The organism is Dinoroseobacter shibae DFL 12 = DSM 16493 (assembly GCF_000018145.1).
In the GTDB taxonomy this organism is placed as follows: domain Bacteria; phylum Pseudomonadota; class Alphaproteobacteria; order Rhodobacterales; family Rhodobacteraceae; genus Dinoroseobacter; species Dinoroseobacter shibae.
The window spans coordinates 736,731-760,928 of record NC_009952.1; the positions used below are offsets into that span (position 1 = coordinate 736,731).

Annotated in this window: 22 protein-coding genes; 17 read left to right on the forward strand and 5 right to left on the reverse strand. The window is 67.0% G+C overall.

Annotation, left to right across the window (positions count from 1 at the left end):
* Positions 1-309 precede the first annotated feature (309 nt).
* From mbhE to DSHI_RS03775, 11 genes are all read left to right on the forward strand, one after another.
* Positions 310-2,514 carry a hydrogen gas-evolving membrane-bound hydrogenase subunit E gene (mbhE, locus tag DSHI_RS03725; RefSeq protein WP_157865240.1) on the forward strand — a complete coding sequence of 735 codons (2,205 nt, stop codon included), beginning with the start codon at positions 310-312 and terminating at the stop codon, positions 2,512-2,514.
* Entirely contained in the window at positions 2,511-2,963 is a 453-nt protein-coding gene (locus DSHI_RS03730) for an MnhB domain-containing protein (protein WP_012177406.1), read from the forward strand. The genes mbhE and DSHI_RS03730 overlap by 4 nt, the downstream gene beginning before the upstream one ends.
* Positions 2,963-3,382: a Na+/H+ antiporter subunit C gene (locus tag DSHI_RS03735; protein ID WP_012177407.1), complete on the forward strand. Its 420-nt coding sequence runs from the start codon at positions 2,963-2,965 to the stop codon at positions 3,380-3,382. The genes DSHI_RS03730 and DSHI_RS03735 overlap by 1 nt, the downstream gene beginning before the upstream one ends.
* Positions 3,379-4,914, forward strand: a complete 1,536-nt coding sequence (locus tag DSHI_RS03740) for a Na+/H+ antiporter subunit D (RefSeq protein WP_012177408.1) — start codon at positions 3,379-3,381, stop codon at positions 4,912-4,914. Before DSHI_RS03735 ends, DSHI_RS03740 begins: the two co-directional genes overlap by 4 nt.
* A complete protein-coding gene (locus tag DSHI_RS03745; RefSeq protein ID WP_012177409.1) occupies positions 4,911-5,264 on the forward strand; it encodes a Na+/H+ antiporter subunit E in 354 nt (117 codons plus the stop codon). Before DSHI_RS03740 ends, DSHI_RS03745 begins: the two co-directional genes overlap by 4 nt.
* Entirely contained in the window at positions 5,257-5,613 is a 357-nt protein-coding gene (locus DSHI_RS03750; protein WP_012177410.1) for an MrpF/PhaF family protein, read from the forward strand. Before DSHI_RS03745 ends, DSHI_RS03750 begins: the two co-directional genes overlap by 8 nt.
* Positions 5,610-5,957 (forward strand): monovalent cation/H(+) antiporter subunit G, encoded by a 348-nt coding sequence (gene mnhG, locus DSHI_RS03755; protein ID WP_012177411.1) that lies wholly within the window; start codon positions 5,610-5,612, stop codon positions 5,955-5,957. Before DSHI_RS03750 ends, mnhG begins: the two co-directional genes overlap by 4 nt.
* The gene (locus DSHI_RS03760) at positions 5,944-6,558 is read left to right on the forward strand and encodes a VOC family protein (RefSeq protein ID WP_012177412.1); all 615 of its coding nucleotides are present in this window, start codon (positions 5,944-5,946) and stop codon (positions 6,556-6,558) included. Before mnhG ends, DSHI_RS03760 begins: the two co-directional genes overlap by 14 nt.
* A complete protein-coding gene (locus DSHI_RS03765; RefSeq protein ID WP_012177413.1) occupies positions 6,555-7,040 on the forward strand; it encodes a GNAT family N-acetyltransferase in 486 nt (161 codons plus the stop codon). The genes DSHI_RS03760 and DSHI_RS03765 overlap by 4 nt, the downstream gene beginning before the upstream one ends.
* 63 nt (positions 7,041-7,103) lie before the next feature.
* Entirely contained in the window at positions 7,104-7,787 is a 684-nt protein-coding gene (locus tag DSHI_RS03770) for a molecular chaperone DjiA (protein WP_012177414.1), read from the forward strand.
* A 60-nt stretch (positions 7,788-7,847) separates the two neighbouring features.
* A complete protein-coding gene (locus DSHI_RS03775) occupies positions 7,848-8,165 on the forward strand; it encodes a hypothetical protein (RefSeq protein ID WP_012177415.1) in 318 nt (105 codons plus the stop codon).
* Between the two features lie 16 nt (positions 8,166-8,181).
* Here DSHI_RS03775 and DSHI_RS03780 read toward each other — a convergent pair whose 3' ends face one another.
* The 4 genes from DSHI_RS03780 to DSHI_RS03795 form a co-directional block, all read right to left on the reverse strand.
* Positions 8,182-9,702 carry a Ppx/GppA family phosphatase gene (locus tag DSHI_RS03780; RefSeq protein ID WP_012177416.1) on the reverse strand — a complete coding sequence of 507 codons (1,521 nt, stop codon included), beginning with the start codon at positions 9,700-9,702 and terminating at the stop codon, positions 8,182-8,184.
* A gap of 93 nt (positions 9,703-9,795) precedes the next feature.
* A complete protein-coding gene (locus DSHI_RS03785) occupies positions 9,796-11,970 on the reverse strand; it encodes an RNA degradosome polyphosphate kinase (RefSeq protein ID WP_012177417.1) in 2,175 nt (724 codons plus the stop codon).
* Between the two features lie 39 nt (positions 11,971-12,009).
* Entirely contained in the window at positions 12,010-12,699 is a 690-nt protein-coding gene (locus DSHI_RS03790; protein WP_012177418.1) for a P-loop NTPase family protein, read from the reverse strand.
* On the reverse strand, positions 12,696-13,781 hold the full coding sequence (locus tag DSHI_RS03795; RefSeq protein ID WP_012177419.1) for an AI-2E family transporter: 1,086 nt from the start codon (positions 13,779-13,781) through the stop codon (positions 12,696-12,698). Before DSHI_RS03795 ends, DSHI_RS03790 begins: the two co-directional genes overlap by 4 nt.
* A gap of 162 nt (positions 13,782-13,943) precedes the next feature.
* On the opposite strand from DSHI_RS03795, the gene DSHI_RS03800 reads away from it, so the two are divergent.
* From DSHI_RS03800 to DSHI_RS03825, 6 genes are all read left to right on the forward strand, one after another.
* Positions 13,944-15,326, forward strand: a complete 1,383-nt coding sequence (locus DSHI_RS03800; protein WP_012177420.1) for a mechanosensitive ion channel family protein — start codon at positions 13,944-13,946, stop codon at positions 15,324-15,326.
* An 81-nt stretch (positions 15,327-15,407) separates the two neighbouring features.
* A complete protein-coding gene (proS, locus tag DSHI_RS03805) occupies positions 15,408-16,745 on the forward strand; it encodes a proline--tRNA ligase (RefSeq protein WP_012177421.1) in 1,338 nt (445 codons plus the stop codon).
* A gap of 188 nt (positions 16,746-16,933) precedes the next feature.
* Entirely contained in the window at positions 16,934-17,509 is a 576-nt protein-coding gene (locus tag DSHI_RS03810; RefSeq protein ID WP_012177422.1) for a peroxiredoxin, read from the forward strand.
* Positions 17,510-17,606: 97 nt separating this feature from the next.
* The gene (gene aqpZ / locus DSHI_RS03815; RefSeq protein ID WP_012177423.1) at positions 17,607-18,293 is read left to right on the forward strand and encodes an aquaporin Z; all 687 of its coding nucleotides are present in this window, start codon (positions 17,607-17,609) and stop codon (positions 18,291-18,293) included.
* 92 nt (positions 18,294-18,385) lie between these two features.
* The gene (locus tag DSHI_RS03820; RefSeq protein WP_012177424.1) at positions 18,386-19,672 is read left to right on the forward strand and encodes a lipoprotein-releasing ABC transporter permease subunit; all 1,287 of its coding nucleotides are present in this window, start codon (positions 18,386-18,388) and stop codon (positions 19,670-19,672) included.
* On the forward strand, positions 19,665-20,348 hold the full coding sequence (locus DSHI_RS03825) for an ABC transporter ATP-binding protein (RefSeq protein WP_012177425.1): 684 nt from the start codon (positions 19,665-19,667) through the stop codon (positions 20,346-20,348). The genes DSHI_RS03820 and DSHI_RS03825 overlap by 8 nt, the downstream gene beginning before the upstream one ends.
* 1,293 nt (positions 20,349-21,641) lie before the next feature.
* On the opposite strand, the gene parE is transcribed toward DSHI_RS03825, so the two are convergent.
* A complete protein-coding gene (gene parE / locus DSHI_RS03830; RefSeq protein ID WP_012177426.1) occupies positions 21,642-23,606 on the reverse strand; it encodes a DNA topoisomerase IV subunit B in 1,965 nt (654 codons plus the stop codon).
* Between the last annotated feature and the right edge of the window lie 592 nt (positions 23,607-24,198).

Consider the following 24,198-nt stretch of genomic DNA (forward strand, 5'->3'; position numbering starts at 1 on the left):
ATTCATCGAAGGCGGCAACGCCACGGGAGGTAACGATCTTGTCCACGTCCTTCATGTTTCCTCATGTCGGGCAGGATTGGAGCCGAGATACGGGCCACGACCAGAGGAGAGTTCCTTTCCTCTAGGCCTGTGCCGTCCTCTGGACGGCTGAGGGTCGCGCCACATCCGGGGCCGTGGCGCGACCCTTTTATTTAGATTGCCCCAGCTGCCTACACAGCTAGGTACTAACCAGACGCGGTGCAGCCCTGTACCCCAACTATAGAACGTGTGCCCATGCCCCGGCTCCTGACTCTTGTTCCCGCAGCTCTGATGGCTCTGACCGCGGCGTGGTTCGCGCAGTTCATCCCCCAGGTCGCCTCCGGAGAGATCCTGACCTGGTCGCGGCCCTGGATTCCCGGCCTCGACATCGAGGTCGCCTTCCTGCTGGATGGCCTGTCGATGCTGTTCGCGCTGATGGTGACGGGGATCGGTGCGATCATCTTCCTCTATTCCGCGGTCTATTTCAAAGGGCATCCGAAGCTGACCATGCTTCTGACGCTTCTGTTCCTGTTCGCGGTGTCCATGCTGGGCATGGTGCTGGCCGACGACATGGTCACCTTCTTCGTGTTCTGGGAGGGCACGACGATCACGTCCTTCCTGCTCGTGGGTTTCGACCACGAGAAAACCAAGGCGCGCGACAACGCTCTGCAGGCGCTGCTGGTCACGGGGCTGGGTGGTCTGGCCTTGTTGGCGGGGCTGATCCTGCTGGGGGCTGAGGCTGGCACCTTCCGGATCTCCGAGATGAACGCGGCGGCGGGCGCGATCCAGGCTTCGGCCATGTATGTGCCGATCCTGGTGCTGGTCTTCATCGGGGCGTTCACGAAATCCGCGCAATTTCCCTTCCACTTCTGGTTGCCGGGGGCCATGGCGGCCCCGACGCCCGTGAGCGCTTATCTGCACTCGGCAACCATGGTGAAGGCGGGGATCTACCTGCTGGCGCGGTTCACCCCGGCCTTGGGCGGCACGGAAGTGTGGTTCTGGATCCTGACCATCGTCGGTGCGATCACCATGGTCTGGAGTTCGGTGCTCGCGCTCAAGCAGACCGACCTGAAGCTGATGCTCGCCTATACCACGGTCATGGCACTTGGCGCGCTGACCATGATGCTGGGTGGCGGGACGCGTTACGCGGTGATGACCGTTTCGGTCTTCCTGGTGGTGCACGCACTTTACAAGGCCGCGCTGTTTCTCACCGTGGGGCTCATCGACAAGGGCACCGGCACGCGGGAGGTCGGGCAACTCGGCGGGCTGCGACGGGAAATGCCGATCACCTTCTGGATCGCCATTCTGGCGGCCCTGTCCATGGCCGGCATGGCGCCCTTTGTCGGCTTCATCGGCAAGGAGCTGATGTACGAGGCCGCCCTCGGGGTCGAGACCGAGCCGCTCTTCGTGGTGACCGCGGCGCTCCTTGCCAATGCCAACATGGTGGCGGCGGCGGCCCTCGTGGCGATCTCGCCCTTCTTCGGCGCGCGCGTTGCGCCGCCCAAGTCACCCGCGGACCCGACCCCGTGGCTCTGGATCGGTCCGGCGCTCCTGGCGGCGCTGGGCCTTGCTTTCGGGCTTGTGCCGGCCTTGATCGATGGTCCGATCATCACCCCGGTGGTGCAGTCCATCCTGCCGGGCGAGGAGGCGGTGTATCTCAAGCTCTGGCACGGGGTGAATCTGCCACTGATGCTGTCGATCCTGACCTTTGCCCTGGGCTTTGCGCTCTATTACGGGCGGGACAAGATCCGCGGCTCGCTGCAGAGCGCGAACTTCACCGGCGGGCTGGATGCCAACGACACCTACAATCTGCTTCTGACCTCCTTCAAGCGCTTCGCGGCCTGGTCGGCGCGGACCGTGCAGGGCGGCAAGATGACGGTCTATCTGCGCACGGCCTTCGCGGTGCTGGCACTTCTGATGTGGGGCGCGCACCTGGCCTCGCGGGATGCGTTCAACCCGCCGGTCGAGGGCATCGCGCTGATCCCCATGGTGATCTGCCTGTTGATCGCGGTGTCGGCGGCGGTGGTGCTGACCACGGGCTCGCGGCTCTACGGCCTCACCGCCCTGGGCATCACCGGGGCCGGGATCGCGATCCTGTTCGTGTTCTATTCGGCCATCGATGTGGCCATCACCCAACTGCTGGTCGAGATGCTGGTGGTGATCATCCTCGCCGTGGCGCTGGTCAAGCTGCCCAACATGCCACGGGAGCCGAATTTCCGCGCCGGTGACGCGCTGATCGCCACGGCGCTCGGGCTGGGCGTGGCCTTCGTGGTCGCCTCGGTGCTGATGCAGCCCTTCGATCCGCGTATCAACGAGTTTTTCAACGCCGCAAGCTACCCCGAGGCGCTGGGCCGCAACGTGGTCAACGTGATCCTGGTGGACTTCCGGGCGCTGGATACCCTGGGCGAGGTGGCCGTGGTGCTGGTCGCCGCGATCTCGGCGGCGGCGGCCCTGACCGCGGGGCTGCGTGCCGGGCGAAAAGAGAAAGAAGAATGAATTCCACGATCCTGAGAACCGCGACGCGGGTGCTTGTCCCGCTGTTCCTGCTGATGTCGCTGCTGATCCTGTGGCGCGGCCACAATGCGCCCGGGGGGGGCTTCATCGGTGGCCTGATGGCGGTGATCGCCGTGGCGCTCTATGCGCTGGCCGAGGGCGTGGCCGAGGCGCGGCGGTTCCTGCGGCTCGACGCGCTGTCGCTGGCGGGGCTGGGGCTGTCGATGTCCATCGCGGGCGGGCTCTGGGGTGCGGCGGTGGGCGGCGCCTTTCTGCAAGGGGTCTGGCCATTCTACGGTTACGTGCCCGGCGAAGGCACGTCGGGCTGGCCGGTGGGGTCGATCCTGTTGTTCGATACGGGGGTGTTCGTGACCGTGCTGGGCGCGGTCTGCGCGATCCTGTTCGCGCTCGAAGACGCGGTCGATGCCGAGCCGCAAGAGGACCAGCGCTGATGGAACTGGTCATTGCCGCCCTTGTGGGCTTTCTCGTGGCCGGGGGCGCCTACCTGATGATGAGTGGTCAGCTCATCCGGTTCCTGTTCGGACTGGTGCTGCTGTCCAACGCGGCCAACCTGGGCATTTTCGCCTCCGGGCGGCTGACCTACGCGACACCGCCCTTCGTGCCCGAGGGGTCCACCGCGACCGCCGTGACGGCGGCCAACGCGTTGCCGCAGGCGCTGATCCTGACGGCGATCGTGATCGGCTTCGGCCTGCTGGCCTTTGCGCTGGCGCTGGCCTTCCGCGCCTGGCAGAGCCTCGGGACGGTGGAGATGGACGCGATGCGCGCCTGTGAACCGCTGGAGCCGCCGACCCCGCCCGTGGCCAGTACGCCGACCCCGGTCACGGGCAGTCGCAGGGAGGCCGCGGAATGATCCTCGTCTGGCCCATCGTCATCCCGATGATCACGGCGGTGATCACGCTGCTCTTGCGCAAGACCGCGCTGGCCTATCACGTGTCCCTTCTGGGGTCCGTGGCGCTGCTCGGCTCCGGGCTGATCCTGTTGCGGGCGGTGCTGACCGGTGGCCCCATGGCCGCGCAGATGGGCGGCTGGGAGGCACCGTTCGGCATCACGCTCTTTGCCGATATCCTGTCGGCGGCGATGGTGGTCATCGCGGGCATCGTGGCGGTCGCGGTGATCGTCTACAGCCGGTTCGACGTGACCGAGGATGAAAAACGCGTGGGCTTTCATGCCCTGAGCCATGCCCTGCTGGTCGGGGTCTGCGGTGCGTTCCTGACCGGCGATATCTTCAACCTCTATGTCTGGTTCGAGGTGATGCTGATCGCGTCCTTCGGCCTGCTGGTGATCGGCGGGCGGCGGGACCAGATCGATGCGGCGGTGAAATATGTCGGTCTGAACCTGGTGGCCACGCTCGCCTTCCTGACCGGCGTCGGGATCCTCTATGGCGCGGCGGGCACGCTGAACATGGCCGACCTGCACCTGGTGCTCGCGGACCGGCAGTCCGAGACCGCCGTGCTGGCCTCCGCGGCGCTCTTGCTGTTCGCGTTCGGGGCCAAGGCCGCGATGTTCCCGGTCTTTGCCTGGCTGCCCGCGTCCTATCACACGCCGGCCTTTGCGACCTCGGCGCTTTTTGCGGCGCTGCTGACCAAGGTGGGGGTCTATGCGCTCCTGCGGGTGTTCACGGTGGTCTATGACGGCGGCGGCGGCTTCATTCAGCCGATCCTGCTGATCGGTGCGGTGCTGACCATGGTGATCGGCGTGCTCGGGGCCGCGGCGCAGAACGATGTGCGTCGCATCCTGTCGTTCCACATCATCAGCCAGATCGGCTACATGGTGCTGGGCCTTGCCCTCTTCACGCCTTTGGCGATCATCGGGGCGATCTTCTACCTGTTCCATCATATCATCGTGAAGGCCAACCTGTTCTTCGTGGCGGGCCTGATCAAGCTGAAGGCCGGGTCGGAGGAGCTCGACAAGATCGGCGGGTTGCTGAAAGCCTCGCCCTTTCTGGCCATCCTGTTCCTGATCCCCGCGCTCAGCCTCGCGGGCATCCCGCCGCTCTCGGGTTTCTGGGCGAAGTTTATCATCGTGCAGGCGAGCCTGGAGGCGCGCGACTGGTGGGTGGCGCTGGCAGCCCTGGCCGTGGGGCTGATCACGCTCTTCTCGATGACGAAGATCTGGCTCGCGGCCTTCTGGAAGGATCATCCGGACGCGGCCTTCGCCAAGGGCCCCGTCATGCCGCGCAGCATGACCGCCCCGATCGCGGTACTGGCGGTGATGACGGTGATCATCGGTCTCGGCGCCGGGCCGCTCTATACCGTGGCCGAGGAGGCGGCGATCACGCTGCTGGATCCGCTGGCTTATGTCGAGGTCGTGCTGGGGCCCGAGGTGGCCGAGACCGCCCGGGCCGAGCGGGCGGCGACCCAACTGGCGGAGGTGTCGCAATGAAGCTGGTGCTGCGGATCTATTACTCGATCAATCTCTTCGTCTATTTCCTCTACGAGCTGTTGGTTTCCAGCGTGCAGGTGGCCTGGGACGTGCTGACGCCCGAGATGAAGGCGCGGCCCATCCTGGTCGTCGTCCCGCTCGACGCCAAGACAGACCTGGAACTGATGCTGACCGCCAATATCATCTCGCTCACGCCCGGAACGCTGTCGATCGACCTGAGCGCCGATCGCACCGAGTTGCTCGTGCATTCGATGTTCGGGGCCAAGGACCCGGAGGGCGAGATCGCGGCCATGAAACACGGGATCGAACGGCGCGTTCTGCGCGCGACACGGGGGGTGCATCTTGCTTGAGTTCTTCAGTTCGCTGCTGATCGAGACCCGGCAGACCGGGCCGCTGGGCGTGGCGGTGCTGCTGTCTTTCGTGATGGTGGTCGCGGCCCTGGTGCTGTCGACCATCCGCCTGTTGCGCGGCCCGACCCTGCCCGACCGGGTGGTGGCCCTCGACCTGATCTCGATCCTTCTGGTGGCGCTGCTGACGCTGTTCGCGATCTCCAGCCAGGTGGATGCCTATCTCGACGCCGCCATCGTGCTGGCGCTGGTCGCCTTTCTCGGGACCGTGGCGCTGGCGCGGTTCGTGCTGCGCTCGGGGCGCAACTACAAGAGCGGTACGCCGATGCCCCCGGGGGAGGAGCGGCCATGACCGTGCTTGAATGGATCGTCGCGGCGCTGCTGGTGGGGGGCGGGTTCTTCTCGCTGATCGCGGCCTTGGGCGTGGTGCGGATGCAGGATGTGTATATCCGCATGCATGCCTCGACCAAGGCGGGCACCTTGGGCGTGGGCATGATCGCCGGCGCGGTCGCCCTGCTGACCAGCGGCGAATCCGTGGCCAAGGAAATCGTGATCATCCTGTTTCTGCTCTTCACCGCGCCCATCGGCGCCCATGTGATCGCGCGCGCGGCCTTTCAGTCGCGGGTGCCGCTCTGGGGTGAGAAGCCGGAGGACATCAACCGCGACAATTTCAAATGCGAGAATGGCCAGGACTGAGCCGACATATCGGCTCGACCACCTGGCCATCGCCGCCGAGACGCTGGCCGAGGGCGTGGCCTGGGCAGAGGCGCGGCTGGGCTGCGCGCTGGCCGGGGGCGGGGCCCATGCGGCCATGGGCACCCATAACCGTCTTTTGTCGCTCGGCCCGGACCTCTATCTCGAAGTGATCGCCATCGACCCGGAGGCCCCGCGGCCGCCCCATCCGCGCTGGTTCGGGCTGGACCGGTTTACCGGCCCGCCCCGGCTGCATGCCTGGGTCGTGGCGGTGGACGATATCGCCCATGCGCCCGCGGCTGCGGGCCGCCCCCTCGCCCTGGCCCGCGGGGACTTGCGCTGGCAGATGGCGGTGCCGGAGGCGGGCGCGCTGCCCTTCGACGGGGTGCATCCCGCCGTGATCGCGTGGGAGGGGGCGGGCCATCCCGCACCGCGCCTGGCCGACCAGGGCCTTCGGCTCACCTCGCTCACGGTCTCGCACCCGGAGGCCGCGACCCTGCAAACCACGCTCGCCCCCCTTGGCGAGCCGCGCGTGACCCTGACCACGGGTGCGCCCGGTCTCAGCGCGCGCCTGTCCGGCCCGCGAGGCGAGATCCTGCTGTGATCCGCCCGGCGACGCAGGACGACGCGGCGCAGATCGCGGCCCTCTGGTCCGCCCTGATCCGGGACACGACGGTCACCTTCAACAGCCACGAGAAGACCGCTGCCGACATCACAGCGCTGCTGGCCGACAAGGCCGCCGCCGACCAGCCCTTCCTCGTGGCCCTCCACGCAGGCCGGGTCGCGGGGTTTGCCACCTACGGCCCCTTCCGCAACGGCCCCGGCTACGCCCGCACGATCGAGCATTCGATCCTGCTCGACACCGCGGCGCGCGGGCAGGGGCTCGGCCGCGGGTTGATGTCCGCCCTGGAGGATCACGCAAGGACGCGGGGCATGCACACGCTCTGGGCCGGGGTGAGCGGCGAGAACCCCGCGGGCGTCACCTTCCACCGTCATCTGGGCTTTGCCGAGGTCGCCACCCTCCGGGAGGTCGGCTACAAGTTCGGCCGCTGGATCGACCTTGTGCTGATGTGCAAACGGCTGTGATCCGGGCGGGGTGCGACACTTGTCCCCTGACGGTCGCCCCGTCCTTCCGGTAGCCTGCGCCCCATGTCACTCTGGACCCGCATCGCTGACGCCATTTCGGCCTATCGCTCCGGCGAAAACCTGTCTTCGGTGTTCGAGAAACTGCGCTCTCCACCCGAGCGGAGCGTGGCCTTCACCATCGCGGTGATCGCGCTGAGCGCCAAGATGGCGAAGGCCGACGGGCTGGTCACCCGGGACGAGGTGACGGCCTTCCGCGAGGTGTTCACCATCGCGCCCGCCGACGAGCCCCACGCCGCCAAGGTGTTCAACCTGGCGCGCCAGGACGTCACCGGGTTCGAGATCTACGCCAGCCGGATCGCCGAGATGTTCGCCGACGATCCCGACACGCTGACCGATCTGATGGAGGGGCTCTTTCACATCGCCATGGCCGACGGCACCTACCACCCGGCGGAGAACGCCTTTCTGGCCGAGGTGGGCGAGATTTTCGGGCTGAGCGAGACCTGTTTCCGCCGCCTGCGCGCGCAGCATGTGCCCGACGCGGTGCCGGACCCCTATGACATCCTCGGGATCGCCCCCGATGCACCGCTGGCAGAGGCGCGCAAGGCCTGGCGCGCGCTGGTGCGCGAAACCCATCCCGACCGGATGATGGCAAGAGGCGTGCCCGAAGAGGCGGTGAAACTCGCCGAGCGCAAGCTCATCGCGATCAACCGCGCCTGGGAAGAAATCCAGCAGGTGAAATCCGCCTGAGGCCCGCCCCGGTGGCCTCGCGGCGCGGCCTGCGCTAGACTTGAGCCAAGGAGAGTCCCCATGCGCCGTCTTGTCGTGATCTTCGCCCTGCTTCTGGCCGCGCCGATGCCCGTCGCGGCGCAAACCGAGTCCGACGAGGTGCAGGAAGGGCTCGACCTGCTCACCGAGGGGGCGCGTCGTCTGCTCGAAGAGTTGACCGAGGAGCTCTCGCCGTTTCTGCGGCAACTGGAGATGCAGCTCGACGAGTTGCAGGCCTATGAGGCGCCCGAGATCCTGCCCAATGGCGACATCCTGATCCGCCGCAAGCCCGACCCGGAGGGCGTGCCCACGCCGCCCGAGCCCGCCCCCGAGGGCGAAGACGCCCCAATCGACCTCTGATCCGGCCCGGCGAGGCTCAGATCAGCACGCGCGCTTCGGCTTCGAGCGCGGCGGCGAGGGACTTGAACCGGGCCTGGGCGACCTCCCCGAACAGATCGCGGGTCTCCACCGGCATGCGCAGCTCCAGCACCTTCTTTTTCGGGTAAAGCTTCAGCCGGCCCATCTTGCTGGGATCCTGCGCGGCCAGCATCGCGCCGAACCGCATGGCCTTGCCCAGCACCTCGGCCTTCTTCTGGTCCTTTTCCGGTAGCAGTTCGAAGAAATGCTCGAACCGGCTGCCGGAGCGGCTGTTCTTGTAGCGGTGCAGCAGCGCAAGCCCGAGGAAGATCCGCTCCGAATGGGACAGCCCGCCGAGATTGGCCCGCGTGGCGGTGTCGAAGCACACCTCCGCCCGGTAGTCCGGATGCGCGCGCCAGCTGATGTCATGCAGCAGGCAGGCCGCCTTGATCAGCCGCCGCCCGCTGGCTTTTTCCGACGAAAACAGCGGCTTGAGAAACTCGTACAGCCCCCTGCCGAAGCCCGGAATGCGGGAGGACTGCGCCTCCATGTAGCGGCAGGCCTCGATCAGCGGATCGCGGTTGCGCAGCTTCTGCGGCATCTGCTCGTAAAGCAGACCCTCGCGGATCCCGTAGGCCGAGACCGCGATTTCCTTGGGTCGGAAGGTGCGGATCAGGGGCCCGAGCACCTGTGCCGCCTCCGGCAGCAGGGACATCCGCGCCTCGCCGATGCCGGACATGGCGCGCAGCGCCTCGGGCGTGTTGTTCTGGATCATCGCGATGGTTTCGGAGACCGCGCGCGGGCTCATGCGGTACTCATGCAGCACGGCCAGCGGGTACTCGCGGCGGATCATGTCCAGCCGCGCGATGGCCCGCCAGGAGCCGCCCACCAGGAACAGCCGGTCGTAGCTGCCGTCGATCCGGGCGCGCAGAGTGTCGAGTTCGGACCGGATATGGGCCTTCAGCCCCTTCTTGCCCCCGGGCACGTCGCGCAGCTTCAGCGGGCCGAGGGCCGAGGTCTCGCGCTTGCCGACCTGCCCCTCCGACAGCTCCGCCAGTTCCAGGGACGAGCCGCCGATATCGCAGACCAGCCCCGTGGCCCCGGGCCAGCCCAGCAACACGCCCTGCGCACTGAGGCGGGCTTCTTCGGCACCGTCGATAACCCAGAGGCGGAGGCCGGTCTCCTGCGTCAACTCCTCCCTGAACGCAGGACCGTCCTCCGCCTCCCGCATTGCAGCTGTTGCAACAGCTACCAGCGGGGACACGTTCATGGATTGCGCCAGCAGGACAAACCGCTTCATCGCATCCATGGCCCGGATGCGGCCCTCTGGATTGAGCCGCCCGGACTGGCTCAGGCCGGCCCCGAGGCCCGCCATCACCTTTTCATTATAAAAATACGCGGGCGACCGCGCCGCCCCGTCAAATACCACCATCCGGACCGAGTTTGATCCGACGTCGATGACACCCACCCGGCCCAAGGCCTGAGCAGACGGGTCTTCGAACAACGCCTTTCCGAACGGTCCCCAGTCTTCGTCTTGCACGGGATCTCCGCTCGCTCCCCACTCGCTCGCTGGGTGACCGTAGTCAAACAGGCGCAGTTCCGTCAATTCCTTTTCCGCCGATTTGCGCGCCGGTCAGTCCCTGGAATGGGTCAGTTCCGGCACATCCGACGCCCCGGCGGACCCGCGGCCGGACAGCGACGGGTTTTCCATGAAGAACCGGTGGCAGCTGAAGAGCGGCTCGTCCGGGCGCTCGGTCTCGCGCTGGAACGAGCCATCGGGCGACAGAACCCAGCTCTGCGCGGTGTCGGCGAGGTTGGCGGCCATGATCTGGCTGACGATCTGGGCCTTCACGGTGGCGTTCTTGATCTCGACCAGGGTCTCGACCCGGCGGGTCAGGTTGCGCCCCATCCAGTCCGCCGAAGAGATGAAGACCCGCGCCTTCTTGGCCGGCAGGCCGTGACCGTTGCCGAAACAGACGATGCGGGAGTGTTCGAGAAACCGGCCCACCACGGATTTCACCCGGATATTCTCCGACAGGCCCACGACACCGGGCCGCACGCCGCAAATGCCCCGGACCACGAGGTTGATCTTCACGCCGCGGTTCGACGCATCGTACAGCGCGTCGATCACGTCCGGCTCGATGATCGCGTTCATCTTGGCCCAGATCTCCGCCGGGCGCCCGGCCTCCGCATGGGCGGCCTCGGCGCCGATCAGCTCGATCAGCCGGGCCTTCATCATCGTGGGCGAGATGGCGAGGTTTTCCAGGGTCTCGGGCTCGGCATAGCCGCCGATATAGTTGAACACCTTGGTGGCATCGCGCCCCAGCGCGTCGTCGCAGGTGAAAAAGCTCAGGTCGGTATAGATCCGCGCGGTGATCGGGTGGTAGTTGCCGGTCCCGTAATGGGTATAGGTGACCAGCTTGTCGCCCTCCCTCCGGACCACGGTGCTGATCTTGGCGTGGGTCTTGTAATTGATGAACCCGTAGACCACATGCGCACCCGACCGTTCCAGCTTGCGCGACTGGCGGATGTTCGCGGCCTCGTCGAAACGGGCCTTGAGCTCGACCAGCGCGGTGACGGACTTGCCGTTCTCGGCCGCCTCGCAGAGCGCGTCGACGATCGGGCTCTCGTTCGAGGTGCGGTAGAGCGTCTGCTTGATCGCCACCACGTTGGGATCGCGCGCGGCCTGAGCGAGAAACCGGATCACCATGTCGAAGGTCTCGTAAGGATGGTGCAGCAGCATGTCCTTCTGGCTGATCGCGGCGAACATGTCGCCGTCGAAATCCTGCACCCGCTCTGGCACCCGCGGGGTGAAGGAGGGCCATTGCAGGTCGCGGCGGGTGTCCAACACCAGTTCGTTGAGGTCCGACAGCCCGATCAGCCCGTCGATCTCGATGATTTCCTCCTCGGTGACGCGCAGTTCCTGCACGATCACGTCGCGCAGGGATTTCGGCGCGTTGGCCGACAGTTTCAGCCGCACGACCTCGCCCCGGCGGCGGCGTTTCAGCGCCACCTCGAATTCGCGCACCAGGTCCTCGGCCTCGTCCTCCACCTCCAGGTCGCTGTCGCGCAGCACCCGGAAGGCGCAATGCCCCTTCACCCGGTAACCCGGGAACAGGTCCGGGATCTTCTGCAACAACAGCTCTTCGAGCGGCAGGAACCGCTGGGTGCCGTCCACCTCGGGCAGTTGCAGGAATCGGTCGATCTGCGCCGGGATCGGAAGCAGCGCCTGAAGCCCCCGCTTGTCGCGGCTGCGCTCCAGCTGCAGGGCGAGCGAGAAGCCCTCGTTGGGGATGAACGGGAACGGGTGCGCGGGGTCGATGGCCAGGGGCGACAGGACCGGAAACACGTGGGACATGAACACCGCGTCGATCCGCGCCAGATCGCTCTTGGTCAACTGGTCGCGGGTCAGCACGTCGATCTTCTCGTCATGCATTTCCCTCAGCAGGGCATCCAGCGTCGTCTGCTGGGTCTCCATCAGCTTGCGCGCATCGGCGTTGATCAGCACCAGCTGCTCTTCGGGCGTGCGGCCGTCCGCGGCGGGGGTGTGATTGCCCTCGCGGGCCAGCTCGCGCAGCCCGGCCACGCGCACGGAATAGAATTCGTCCAGATTGGTGGCCGAGATCGACAGGAATCGCACCCGCTCCAGCAACGGCACCCTGGGGTTCGCGGCCTCCTCCAGCACGCGGAAGTTGAACGCCAGCCAGCTCAGCTCGCGGTTGAAGAAGCGGCCGGGGCCCATGCGCTCTTCGTCGGGCAGGGTGATCGCGGGCGGAAAGGGGTCGGTCAGGAAATTGGCGTATGTCATGGGCTGTCTGTCGCCTCGTGATGTGACGGTGGGATCACCCTAGCCGGGCGCGCGGTCGAGAGAGGTCAGGATTTCCGCCGCCAGCGCGGTGCCGATGGCGCGGCGCTCGCTCAGGGCGCGGTGGTCCAGTTCGGCCACGACCGCGCGGGCGGCGGCAAAGGACCGCTCCATCCGGATGAGCAGGAAGGGGATCAGGTTGGGCGGCGGCGCGATCTGCCGATCCTCGAACAGCTTGGCCAGCAGCGCGCCCAGCAGCGCGTCGTCCGGGGCCGACAATTGCGCCAGCGGCATCGCCTGCAAGCGGCTGGCCAGGTCGGGCAGGGCTATGGACCAGCGCGCGGGCGGCGCGGCCCCGGTGATCAGCAGCGCGCCCTCGGCCTCCGCCGCAAGCCGGTTGTGCAGATGAAACAGCGCCTCCTGCGCCTCACCCATCCCGAAAAGCTGATCGGCATCCTCGATGGCCACCTGCGCGGGTAGCTCCGCCACCATGTCGAGCGTCAGCAGCCGGGCAGGCAGGATCTCCGCCCGGGCCTTGGCGGCCCAGATCTGCGCGAGGTGGGTCTTGCCCGAGGCCGGCGGGCCGCACAGCACCAGCCGCGGCGCGGGCCAGTCGGGCCACGCGTCGATGCGTGCCAGGGCCTCGGCGTTGCAGGGCGCTGCGATGAAGTCCGCGCGGCCCAGGGCGGGCCAGGCAGGCAGGGGAAAGGCGAGCTGTTGCGGCGCGCTCATCGGGCCTCTTCATCCGGCGGTGGACGACTGCCCGACAGGCCGCGATAGAGCAGCCCGCCCCGATACTGCCCGATGGCGAAGCGCACCAGCACCCCGATCATGGCCGAAACCGGCACCGCGACCAGCATGCCGACGAAGCCGAAGGCCGTCCCGAACGCCGACAGCGCAAAGAGCAGCCAGACCGGGTGCAGCCCGACCGAGTCGCCCACCAGCTTTGGTGTCAGGTAGTTGCCCTCGATCATCTGGCCGAGGATGAAGATCAACGCCACCGCCACGATCCAGCCCGGATCACCCCAGAACTGGAAGATCGCCAGGCCAATGGACAGCGTTCCGCCCACCAGCGATCCGACATAGGGAATGAAAGTCAGCAGCCCCGCCACCGCGCCCACCACCAGGCCGAATTGCAGCCCTACCAGCATCAGCGCGATGGAATAGAAGGTGCCCAGGATCAGGCACACGGTCAGCTGGCCCCGGACGAACCCGGCCATGACCCCGTCGACCTCGCCGGCCAGCTTGCGGATCGTGGCCTTGTGATCGAGCGGCAGCAGATCGTCGATTCGCGCCACCATGTTGTCCCAGTCCAGCAGCAGGTAGAACGCCACCACCGGGCAGACGATGATGAAGATCACCGCGTTGATCACCCCGAGGGCCGAGGCGAAGACCTTGTTGACCAGCTCGCCCGAGCGCGAGCGGATCATCTCCCCCAGGGTGGCGAGGGATTCCCGGATGGTGCTCTCGGGATCGTTCAGGCTGGGAAAGCGTTCGGACAGGAAAGCCTGCAATTGCGACAGGATCTGCGGGATGGCCTCGCCCAGGGCGATCGTCTGCTGGATCAGCGTCGGGATGATCAGAAGGGCTGCGATGATGAACACGAACACCGCCACCAGCGCGATGATCGCGGTGGAAATCGTGCGGCTCAGCCCCATCGCCTCCAGCCGGTCGGCCACGGGGTCGAGGAAATAGGCGATCGCGCCGCCCACCACGAAGGGCAGGATGACATCGCCCAGAAGCCACAGCAGCGCCAGGAAGACGAGCGCTGCGATGCTCCAGGACAGGACTTGTTGTCGAACAGGTAAGGCCAAGGGCGTGCTCCTTTGGAGTGTTCATCGCGCGCCCGGAGCGCAGTTTCAAGCCCGCGCAGGCAGTTTCCGGCCCCGAGGCGGGAACGGATTGCATCCTCGGGGGGTTGACCCGGCGATTGCTCCGGGTGCGGCCTGTGCCGGGGTCTTGGCCAAGGATGCCCCATGCGTTTGTCCCGTCTGCTGCCCTGCCTTGTTCTTCTGGCGCTGATCCTCGTGGATCTCCGCCTCCCCCAGGCGGTGGCCCAGACCGCATCCGCGCCCGCGCCCTCGGAAGAGGTGGTGGACACAGACCAGACCGTGTCCGTGGATGCGGGCATTGCCGATACGCAGATCGCGCGCCGCCTGACGGAGATCCTCGAGACCACCGGCTGGTATGACGACGTGACCCTGCGCGTGGAGGACGGCATCGTGTTCCTCGACGGCACCGTGACGACCGAACAACGGCGCGACTGGCTGCGCGATCTGGCCGCCAAGACCGACGGGGTGGTGGCCATCGTCAACCGGCTGCAACTGGACCAGGAGGTGCAGCTGACCCTCGACCCGATCGAGGCCGAGATGCGCGCGCTCTGGGACCAGGCGGTCGCGGCGGCCCCGTCGATCCTGGCGGCGGTGCTGATCCTGCCGCTGGCGCTGCTGCTGTCGCGCCTTGTCGGGCGACTGGCGCGCTGGATGCTGCGCGGGCGCGTGCGCTCGCCCTTTCTCGGCGATGTGCTCGCCCGCCTGATCGCGCTGCCGGTCTTCCTGATCGGGGTCTACGTGGTGCTCCAGGTGGCGGGCCTGACCCAGCTGGCGCTGTCGCTGATCGGCGGCGCGGGGATCGTGGGCATCGTCATCGGGTTCGCCTTCCGCGACATCGCCGAGAACTTCCTCGCCTCGCTGCTGCTGTCGATCCGCCAGCCCTTCCACCGCAACGACGTTGTCCGCGTGGGCGAGCATCTGGGCGTGGTGCATTCGATGAACACGCGCTCCACCGTGCTGGTCTCGCCCGAGGGCAACCATATCCAGATCCCCAATGCGCAGGTCTTCAAGACCACCATCGAAAACTACACCACCAGCGCCTCCCGGCGGGAGACCTTCACCGTGGGCGTGGGCTACGACGTGCCGATCTCGGAGGTGCAGGACATCATTCTGGAGGTGCTGCGCGGGCACGAGGCGGTGGTGCAGGACCCCGAGCCGATGGTCCTGGCCGACAGCCTGGGGGCGGCGACGGTCAATGTCATGGTCTATTTCTGGTTCGACGGGGCGCGGGTCTCGCCGATCAAGCTGCGCTCGGCCCTGATCCGCCGGGTCAAGCAGGCGCTGACCGAGGCCGGCGTGTCCATGCCCGACGAGGCCCGCGAGGTGATCTTCCCGCAAGGCATTCCGATCCACCAGGCCGACGCGCCCCCCACCGCCGCCCCCGCCCCGCCGCGCCCGGCCCCCGCGGCGCGGGAGACCGACGTGTCGGAGGCCGAAGGCGATCTGCAAACCGACCTCGTGGACCTTGACGCCCAGATGGCGGCGGAGGTCGAAGGCAGCGGCGAAGAGAACCTGCTGCGCGGCTGACCGGCCCGCCGGGTCCGGGCACTCTTGCCAAGCCCGCCGCCGTGGCGCAAAACCCCGTGAACTGTCTGCAAAGGTACCGCCATGCGCCTGTCCCGCTACTTCCTGCCCGTGCTCAAGGAAACCCCCGCCGAGGCCCAGATCGTCAGCCACCGGCTGATGCTGCGGGCGGGCATGATCAAGCAGGCCAGCGCGGGGATCTATTCCTGGCTGCCGCTGGGCTACAAGGTGCTGCGCCGGATCGAAGAGATCGTGCACGAGGAACAGCAGCGCGCGGGCCATATCCCCATGCTGATGCCCACCCTGCAATCGGCCGACCTGTGGCGCGAGAGCGGACGCTACGACGATTACGGCCAGGAGATGCTGCGCATCACCGACCGGCACGGGCGCGACATGCTCTACGGGCCCACGAACGAGGAACTGATCACCGATATCTTCCGGTCGAACGTGGGAAGCTACAAGGACCTGCCGCTGACGCTCTATCACATCCAGTGGAAATTCCGCGACGAGGTCCGGCCCCGGTTCGGCGTGATGCGCGGGCGCGAGTTCCTGATGAAGGACGGGTATAATTTCGACCTAACCAAGGAGGCGGCGCTGCACGCCTATAACCGTCACCTGGTCAGCTACCTGCGCAGCTATGAACGGATGGGGCTGCAGGCGATCCCGATGCGCGCTGATGGCGGCCCGATCGGCGGGGATTATACCCACGAATTCCTCGTGCTGGCCGAGACCGGCGAGAGCGAGGTTTTCTACGACGCCGAGATCACGGATCTCAGCTTCGGCGACCGACAGATCGACTATGACGATGTGGGCCAGTGCCAGGCGGTGCTGGAGGAGTTCACTTCCCGCTACGCCCGCACGGACGAGACCCATGACCCGGACGCCTTCGCCAAGGTGCCGGAGGCGCGACGCCGCTCCGCGCGCGGGATCGAGGTCGGGCAGATCTTCTATTTCGGCACCAAGTATTCCGACGCCATGGGCGCCACGGTGATCGACAAGGACCAGAATCAGGTGCCGGTGCACATGGGCAGCCACGGGATCGGGGTCAGCCGCCTGCTGGGCGCGATCATCGAGGCAAGCCATGACGACAAGGGGATCATCTGGCCCGAAGGGGTGACGCCGTTCCATTGCGGGATCGTGAACCTCAAGCAAGGCGATGCCGCGGCGGATGCGGCCTGCGAAGGGCTCTATGACGCGCTGACCAAGGCGGGGCTGGAGCCGCTCTATGACGACCGGAACGAGCGGGCGGGGGGCAAGTTCGCCACCATGGACCTCATCGGCCTGCCCTGGCGGATCACCGTGGGGCCGCGCGGGCTGAAGGCCGGGGTGGTCGAGCTGACCAGCCGCAAGACCGGCGAGAGCGAGGAGCTGTCGCCCGAAGCTGCGGTGGCCAAGGTCGTGGCGCGCTACGCAGGGGCCTGAGCCAAGGCTCTTGCAAGAGCCTTGCCAAGGATTTTCGAAAATCCTTGGTCCCGGCCCGACCGAGTGCGAGACAGACACGCGCGGGGGGCGGTTGAGCCTGATCCGGCGGCCCGGTGCAACAGACCGCGGGATGGTCCCGGCCAAGGATTTTCGAAAATCCTTGGCCCGGCTCGGAGGGAAGGGAAGACATGACAGGTCAGCACGGCTTTGAAATCGAGTGGTCGGAACTGCCCAAACCCGTCGATGACGGGGCGGCGGCGCATCTGCCGGGCATGGTCTTGCCTGCCGTGGCGCTCCCCTCGACGGGCGGCGGCACGGTGGCGCTGGACCGGCTGACGGGCACCGCGGTGCTCTATGTCTATCCCATGACCGGCACTCCCGGCGTCGCCCTGCCCGAAGGGTGGAACGACATCCCCGGCGCCCGGGGCTGCACCCCGCAATCCTGCGCCTTTCGCGACCATTTCGCGGATCTCCAGGCCGCTGGCGCAGCCCATGTCTTCGGGATCTGCACCCAGTCGCCCGTGGATCAGGCGGCGGCTGCGGCGCGGCTGCACCTGCCGTTCCCGCTGCTGTCGGATGCCGCCGGTGCCCTGACCCGCGCCCTGCGCCTGCCCACGTTCGAGGCCGATGGGATCACCTGCCTCAAGCGGCTGACCCTGATCGCACGCGACGGGTGGATCGCCACGTGTTTCTACCCGGTCTTTCCGCCGGACCGGAACGCGGCGGAGGTCGAAAGCTGGCTCAAGGCCGCGCCAAACCGCTGACCACGGGCGGAAAAATCTCTTTGCAGTTGCGTGGTTTTGCCGCACTCTGCCCCGGATTGCGCCGACCGGATGGCGGCGCGCGACACGGGGGATAAACATGTTCAAACGCACCTTGGCCGAATTCATCGGCACCTACTGGTTGGTTTTCGGCGGCTGCGGTGCCGCGTTGCTTGCGGCCGGCGTCCCCGAGGTGGGCATCGGTTGGGTCGGGGTCAGCCTCGCCTTCGGGCTGTCTGTCCTGACCATGGCCTATGCAGTGGGCGGCATTTCCGGCGGCCATTTCAACCCGGCCGTGACCCTGGGGCTGACCATCGCGGGTCGGTTCGAGGCCAAGGACATCCCGCCCTACTGGATCGCGCAGCTTCTGGGCGGGGCGGCGGCGGCGGGAACGCTGTTCGTCATCATGTCGGGCCAGGCGGAGTTTGCCAGCGTCGGCAGCTTTGCCTCCAATGGCTACGGCGTGGCCTCTCCGGGCGGGTTCGGCATGATGTCGGGCATGATCGCCGAGGTGGTGCTGACGGCGGTCTTCGTCATCGTGATCCTCGGGGCGACCTCGCATATGGTGCCCGAAGGCTTCGCGCCCATCGCCATCGGGCTGTGCCTGACGCTGATCCACCTGATTTCGATCCCGATCACCAACACCTCGGTGAACCCGGCACGCTCCACCGCCATGGCGATCTATGCGGACGGCCCGGCCCTGGGCCAGCTCTGGCTCTTCTGGGCCGCACCCCTCGCGGGCGCGGTGATCGGGGCGCTGATCTGGGCGGCGCTCGACGAGGACTGAGCGAAGACGGAAAGGCGCCGCTCGGGCCGCTGGCGATTGACCCTGCCCGTGGGCAGGCTAAACCGGGCGGGCACCCAGACAGGAGCCCGCCCGTGGTCCGTTCCCCGCCGCCCTTCGCCCGCTTCGAATGGCTGATCGCCTGGCGCTACCTGCGCGCGCGCCGCTCCGAAGGGGGCGTCAGCGTGATGACCTGGATCAGCCTGGTGGGCATCACGCTCGCGGTCTTCGCCCTGATCGCGACGCTTGCCGTGCGCAGCGGGTTCCGGGCGGAGTTCGTCGACACGATCCTCGGCGCCAACGCCCATGTCACGGTTTACGGCGCGATCTATGACGCCGAGACCGGGGCGACCTCCCGTCTGCTGACCGAGTACGCGGCGCGGACCGAGGCGCTGGCGGCAGTGCCCGGCGTGACCCGGGCCGCGCCGCTGATCCGGGGGCAGGTCATCACCACCCACGAGGGCCGCACCTCCGGGGTGGAGGTGTTCGGGCTGTCCGAGGGCGACCTGCGTTCCCTGCCCGGGATCGCGGCGGATGAGACCGCGCGGGGCGACCTCGACCGGTTCTCCGACGGGATCGCCATCGGCTCCGGCGTGGCGCGGGAGCTGGGCGCGGGAGTAGGCGACATGATCCGCCTGATCTCGCCCGACGGGGTGAAGACACCCTTCGGCACCAGCCCGCGGGTCAAGGCCTATGAGGTGGTCTACGTGTTTTCGCTCGGCCGGTTCGACATCGACCGGACCCGGGTCTACATGCCCTTCGCCGAAGCTCAGGCGTTTTTCAACCGCGAGGGCGGGGCGGACGAGATCGAGGTGATGGTGGCCGATCCCGAAAACCTCGACCGCTATACGCTGGGGCTGATGCAGGCGGCGGGGCAGGGGGCGCTCCTGTGGACCTGGCAGGACGCGTCGGGCGGGTTCCTGCGGGCGCTGGAAATCGAGGACAACGTGATGTTCATCATCATGTCGATCCTCGTGCTGATCGCGGCAATGAACATCATTTCGGGCCTCGTGATGCTGGTGAAGAACAAGGGCCGCGATATCGGGATCCTGCGCACCATGGGGCTGAGCGAGGGCGCGGTGCTGCGGGTGTTTTTCCTGTGTGGCGCGGCCACGGGGGTGATCGGAACCGCGCTTGGCGTGGTGCTCGGCTGCCTCTTCGCGATCTATATCGACCAGGTTTTTTCCTTTGTGAACTGGGCCTTGGGGGGTGGTGTCTGGGATCCGAGCATCCGGGGGATCTACAATGTGCCGGCCAAGCTGGAGTTTGGGGATGTCGCCTCGGCGGTGGCGCTGTCGCTGGGGCTGTCGTTCGTGGTGACGCTCTTTCCGGCGCGGCGGGCGGCGCGGATGAACCCGGTGGAGGCGCTGCGCTATGAGTGAGCCGGTGCTGGTCCTCGACGGGATCACCAAGACCTACAACGCAGGCACGCCGGGGGAGATCGCAGTGCTGCGCGGCGCGTCCCTGAGCGTGGCGCCGGGGGAGGTCGTGGCGCTCGTTGCGCCCTCGGGGTCGGGCAAGTCGACGCTCTTGCATATCGCGGGGCTGCTGGATGTGCCGGATGCGGGGACGGTGACGCTGGCGGGTACGGCGGTCGCGGGTTTGCCGGACCGGACGCGCACCGCGCTGCGCCGTCGCGAGGTGGGATTTATCTATCAATTTCATCATCTTCTGCCGGAATTCGATGCCGCCGAGAACGTGATCCTGCCGCAGCTTGCAGACGGGGTGCCGGAGGCCGACGCACGGGCACGGGCCGAGGGATTGCTGGCCTCCGTGGGCCTTGGCGCGCGGCTGACGCACCGTCCCGCGGCGCTGTCGGGGGGGGAGCAGCAGCGGGTCGCGTTCTGCCGCGCGCTGGCCAATGCACCCAAGGTTCTGCTGGCCGACGAGCCGACGGGGAACCTCGATCCCGCGACCTCGGACACGGTGTTCGACGCGATGATGGCGCAGGTGCGGGAGACCGGGCTGAGTGCGGTGATCGCGACCCACAACATGGCGCTGGCGGGCCGGATGGACCGGGTGGTGCGGATGGAAAACGGGGTCCTGTCGGAGGGCTAGAGGGGCGCCCGACAGGGGTCGGATCGGCGTCGGCCTTACGTCGGCTATGTGTCGGGCAAGTGTCGGGCACCTTCGCACGGTAGGTTAGGGATTGGTTTATCTTTGAGGGTGGGGCCTGGGGAGGCCGCTTCGGGGCGCGCCGGGGTGGACCCACGGCCTACGGGCGGTGCGGGCGGTGTGCTCCGCGCGCCGCTTGGTGCGGGGGTTCCTGCGCAGGTGCAGGCCGGGGTTTCACCCCGGCATCGGGGCGTGCACCGCAGGCGTGCGCAGGTCGGTTGCACGATGCAATGCACCGTGCGGGAGGGGCCGACATTGCTCCGGTGGCGCCAAGCGCCCCAGCGCGGGACAAGGCCGCAGGCCGCCGCGTGATCCAAGCGTGCGCCTTTGGCGCGCGCGTAGCCCGGCAGGGTATTGCGCAGCAATGCCCGAGAGGGGCCGACATTCCCTCATTTCAGCTTATCCCCTAGCGCGGAATCAAGGCCGGAGGCCGCCGCGCGATCGCCGACCCGCCCCCCGGGGCGGCGATTGGTTGGGGTTGGTGCTGAGATCGGAGCGGGGCGTGTGCTTGGCTGCCATAAAGCGCGCCGCTCGACCGCTGATCGCCACCCCGCGGGTCGGCGAGCGCGCGGCTTGGCGTTTGGCGGAGAGGACGCTTGTGGAACGGCTGGTGAAGGGCTGCGGCCGATCCGAGGGCGGTTAGCGCGCAGCGCGTCCGCCCGTGGGGGCGGATCGGACGCGGCCCGGTCTGGCGACCGAGCAGATTTGCAATTCAATCGTCAGTTCCAGGAAACTACTCTCATCCCAGCCTCCTGCCCATTCCCTTCGAGATAGGCAAAGTTTTTTGTGTATAAATAGTCTTCTGACAACTGTACCTGCCAATTGTGTGTACGGCCATAAAATGATCTGCTCACTATCCGTATATCACTACCATATGAACACTTTAGACCGTTTAGAGACATTCCTGTTCCGAGGTTTGAGCTTGGATCAGTGAGGATTTCTAAGTCTCTGCTATTGAATGCCTTTCTAGAGGCGAGTTCTTGCCTGAGAAATCTGGATGTTCCGGGAGACAGACCGATCCGTTTCTGGTTCCTCAAATACTCGCAGAGTGTTGCATCAAAAGCGGAAGCTTCTTTGAAGGTTGGTAATCGGCGCAACTCATCAATCTGTTCTTGGGAGGTGTCCTCGATCAGGGTGCTATAGCTAGTGTAAAGTATTGGGTCGCAAGCTGTTAAGACGAATAAAGCGGCCGCGCACGCGACCGTGTTTTGCGGATATCTCAGTTTCTTTATCAAATCAAACATCCAACTCCTCCACGAACCGGGCGTTCTCCTGGATATACTCGAAGCGCTTCTCCGGTTTCTTCCCCATCAGCCGCTCGACCAGATCCCCCGTCTCACCCGGCTCGTCCTCGTCGATGGACACCCGGATCAGCTTCCGGGTTTCGGGGTTCATGGTGGTGTCCTTGAGGTCCTTGGCGTCCATCTCCCCCAGGCCCTTGAAGCGGCTCACGTCGATCTTGCCTTTGCCGCCGAGGCCTTTTTCCAGCCAGGCGTCGCGTTCGGCCTCGTCGAGGCAATAGACCCGTTTCGCGCCTTGGGTCAGGCGGAAGAGGGGCGGGCAGGCCAGATAGAGGTGGCCTGCGTCGATCATCGGGCGCATCTGGGTGAAGAAGAAGGTCATCAGCAGGGACGCGATATGGGCGCCGTCCACGTCGGCGTCGGTCATGATGATGATCTTGTCGTAGCGCAGATCCTCGATGTTGAATTTGCTGCCGAGCCCGACGCCGAGGGCCTGGGTCAGATCGCTGATCTCCTGGTTGGAGCCGAGTTTCGAGGACGCGGCACCGAGGACGTTGAGGATCTTGCCGCGCAGGGGTAGGAGGGCTTGGGTCTTGCGGTCGCGGGCCATCTTGGCGGAGCCGCCCGCGCTGTCGCCCTCGACGATGAACAGTTCCGTACCCGCGCGGTTGGTGGCGGAGCAGTCCACCAGCTTGCCGGGCAGGCGCAGGCGCTTGGTGGCTGATTTGCGGGCGGTTTCCTTTTCCTGGCGGCGGCGGAGGCGTTCCTCGGCGCGCAGGACGAGGAAGTCGAGGATGGCGCCGGCGGATTTGGTGTCGGCGGCGAGCCAGTTGTCGAAGTGGTCGCGCACGGCGTTCTCGACCATGCGCTGGGCCTCGACGGTGGCGAGGCGGTCCTTGGTCTGGCCGACGAATTCCGGCTCCCGGATGAAGCAGGACACGAGCGCGCCCGCGCCGGTGATCAGGTCCTCGCGGGTGATGGTGCTGGCCTTGCGGTTCGAGACAAGCTCGCCGTAAGCCTTGATGCCCTTGAGGATGGCGGCCCAGAAGCCCGCCTCGTGGGTGCCGCCCTCCGGCGTGGGGACGGTGTTGCAGTAGGACTGGATGAAGCCGTCGCGGGCCGGGGTCCAGTTGATGGCCCATTCGACCTTGCCGGGGCGGCCGAATTTCTCGAACGACACGGTGCCGGAGAACGGCGCGTCGGCATAGGTGGCGGCCTGGCCGAGTGTTTCGTTGAGGTAGTCGCTGAGCCCGCCGGGGAAGTGGAAGGTGGCCTCCTCGGGCGTGTCGCCGTCGTCGATGGCGGTTTTCCAGCGGATCTCGACCCCGGAGAAGAGGTAGGCCTTGGAGCGGGCCATCTTGAACAGGCGCGCTGGTTTGAGGGCGAGGGAGCCGAAGATCTCCGGGTCCGGGTGGAAGGTGACGGCGGTGCCGCGGCGGTTGGGGGCGGCGCCGATTTTCGCCAGTTTGCCCTGGGGGACGCCGCGGGAGAATTCCATGGCGTAAAGCTCGCGGTTGCGGGCGACTTCCACGCGGAGGTGGTCGCTGAGCGCGTTGACCACCGAGGAGCCGACGCCGTGCAGGCCGCCCGAGGTCTCGTAGCTGTCGCCGGAGAACTTGCCGCCCGCGTTGAGGGTGCAGAAGATCACCTCCAGCGCGGATTTGTCGGGGGTTTTCGGGTGCGGGTCGGTGGGGATGCCGCGGCCGTTGTCGCGTACGGAGACATGGCCGTTGGCGTGCAGCTCGACCTCGATCCAGGTGGCGTGGCCCGCGACCGCCTCGTCCATGGAGTTGTCGATGATCTCGGCCACCATGTGGTGGAGCGCGCGGTCGTCCTTGCCGCCGATATACATGCCGGGGCGGAGGCGGACATGTTCCATGTCTTCCAGCACCTGGATCGAGGAGGCGTCATAGGTGGCGGCGGTGTCGGCGCGCGCGCCCGAGAGAAGGTCGTTGGCCATGGGACTGCTCATTCTTGGTGTTTGCGCCAGTATGGCAGGGCGGGGGGGAGGTGGGAAGTGGCCGCGAGGGGCGAAGGGGGGCGGGGATGTCGCCGCCCGGGCGGGCAGGCGCACGACCTTGGGGGCTGAGGCCGGTGCGTCGGGTGAGCGCGGGGGCATCATTCGTCGCGGGGGCGATGATCGCCGCCCGGAGCGAGAGCGGTGAGTCCGCCGGTCGTGACGCGGTGCGCGACCAGGGGCGGTCTGCGGTTTGCGCGCCGGGTGTGGCGGTGGACGCCGAGTTCAGGTGCCGCTGGCGGGGCAATCGCGTGCGCGGGGTGGCGTGCCCGCCGCATGTGCGATTGGTCGCGACAAGTCCGTGCCGGCCACGTAAAGCCCGGGCCGGGCGGGGCGTGCAGGGCGCGGGGCGCAGGGCCGGAGGGGACGAAGCACGGCCTCCAGGCTGGTGCGAGGGCGGCGGTTCGCGCGGGCCGCTAACGCGCCCTGCGCTGGGAACGCGGTCGAGACTGCTGCTTATTTGTGCAACTTTCGACCGCCTGCGCGTGAAGACTGCCGATTTGGCGCGGTGTTAAGACAATCTTTACAAAGTTTG

Excerpts from the sequence above, each read along its gene's own strand:
- mbhE (WP_157865240.1), top strand. The coding sequence starts at position 310 with ATGGCTCTGACCGCGGCGTGGTTCGCGCAGTTCATCCCCCAGGTCGCC.
- DSHI_RS03730 (WP_012177406.1), top strand. The coding sequence starts at position 2,511 with ATGAATTCCACGATCCTGAGAACCGCGACGCGGGTGCTTGTCCCGCTG.
- DSHI_RS03735 (WP_012177407.1), top strand. The coding sequence starts at position 2,963 with ATGGAACTGGTCATTGCCGCCCTTGTGGGCTTTCTCGTGGCCGGGGGC.
- DSHI_RS03740 (WP_012177408.1), top strand. The coding sequence starts at position 3,379 with ATGATCCTCGTCTGGCCCATCGTCATCCCGATGATCACGGCGGTGATC.
- DSHI_RS03745 (WP_012177409.1), top strand. The coding sequence starts at position 4,911 with ATGAAGCTGGTGCTGCGGATCTATTACTCGATCAATCTCTTCGTCTAT.
- mnhG (WP_012177411.1), top strand. The coding sequence starts at position 5,610 with ATGACCGTGCTTGAATGGATCGTCGCGGCGCTGCTGGTGGGGGGCGGG.
- DSHI_RS03760 (WP_012177412.1), top strand. The coding sequence starts at position 5,944 with ATGGCCAGGACTGAGCCGACATATCGGCTCGACCACCTGGCCATCGCC.
- DSHI_RS03770 (WP_012177414.1), top strand. The coding sequence starts at position 7,104 with ATGTCACTCTGGACCCGCATCGCTGACGCCATTTCGGCCTATCGCTCC.
- DSHI_RS03775 (WP_012177415.1), top strand. The coding sequence starts at position 7,848 with ATGCGCCGTCTTGTCGTGATCTTCGCCCTGCTTCTGGCCGCGCCGATG.
- DSHI_RS03785 (WP_012177417.1), bottom strand. The coding sequence starts at position 11,970 with ATGACATACGCCAATTTCCTGACCGACCCCTTTCCGCCCGCGATCACC.
- DSHI_RS03790 (WP_012177418.1), bottom strand. The coding sequence starts at position 12,699 with ATGAGCGCGCCGCAACAGCTCGCCTTTCCCCTGCCTGCCTGGCCCGCC.
- DSHI_RS03800 (WP_012177420.1), top strand. The coding sequence starts at position 13,944 with ATGCGTTTGTCCCGTCTGCTGCCCTGCCTTGTTCTTCTGGCGCTGATC.
- proS (WP_012177421.1), top strand. The coding sequence starts at position 15,408 with ATGCGCCTGTCCCGCTACTTCCTGCCCGTGCTCAAGGAAACCCCCGCC.
- DSHI_RS03810 (WP_012177422.1), top strand. The coding sequence starts at position 16,934 with ATGACAGGTCAGCACGGCTTTGAAATCGAGTGGTCGGAACTGCCCAAA.
- aqpZ (WP_012177423.1), top strand. The coding sequence starts at position 17,607 with ATGTTCAAACGCACCTTGGCCGAATTCATCGGCACCTACTGGTTGGTT.
- DSHI_RS03825 (WP_012177425.1), top strand. The coding sequence starts at position 19,665 with ATGAGTGAGCCGGTGCTGGTCCTCGACGGGATCACCAAGACCTACAAC.
- parE (WP_012177426.1), bottom strand. The coding sequence starts at position 23,606 with ATGGCCAACGACCTTCTCTCGGGCGCGCGCGCCGACACCGCCGCCACC.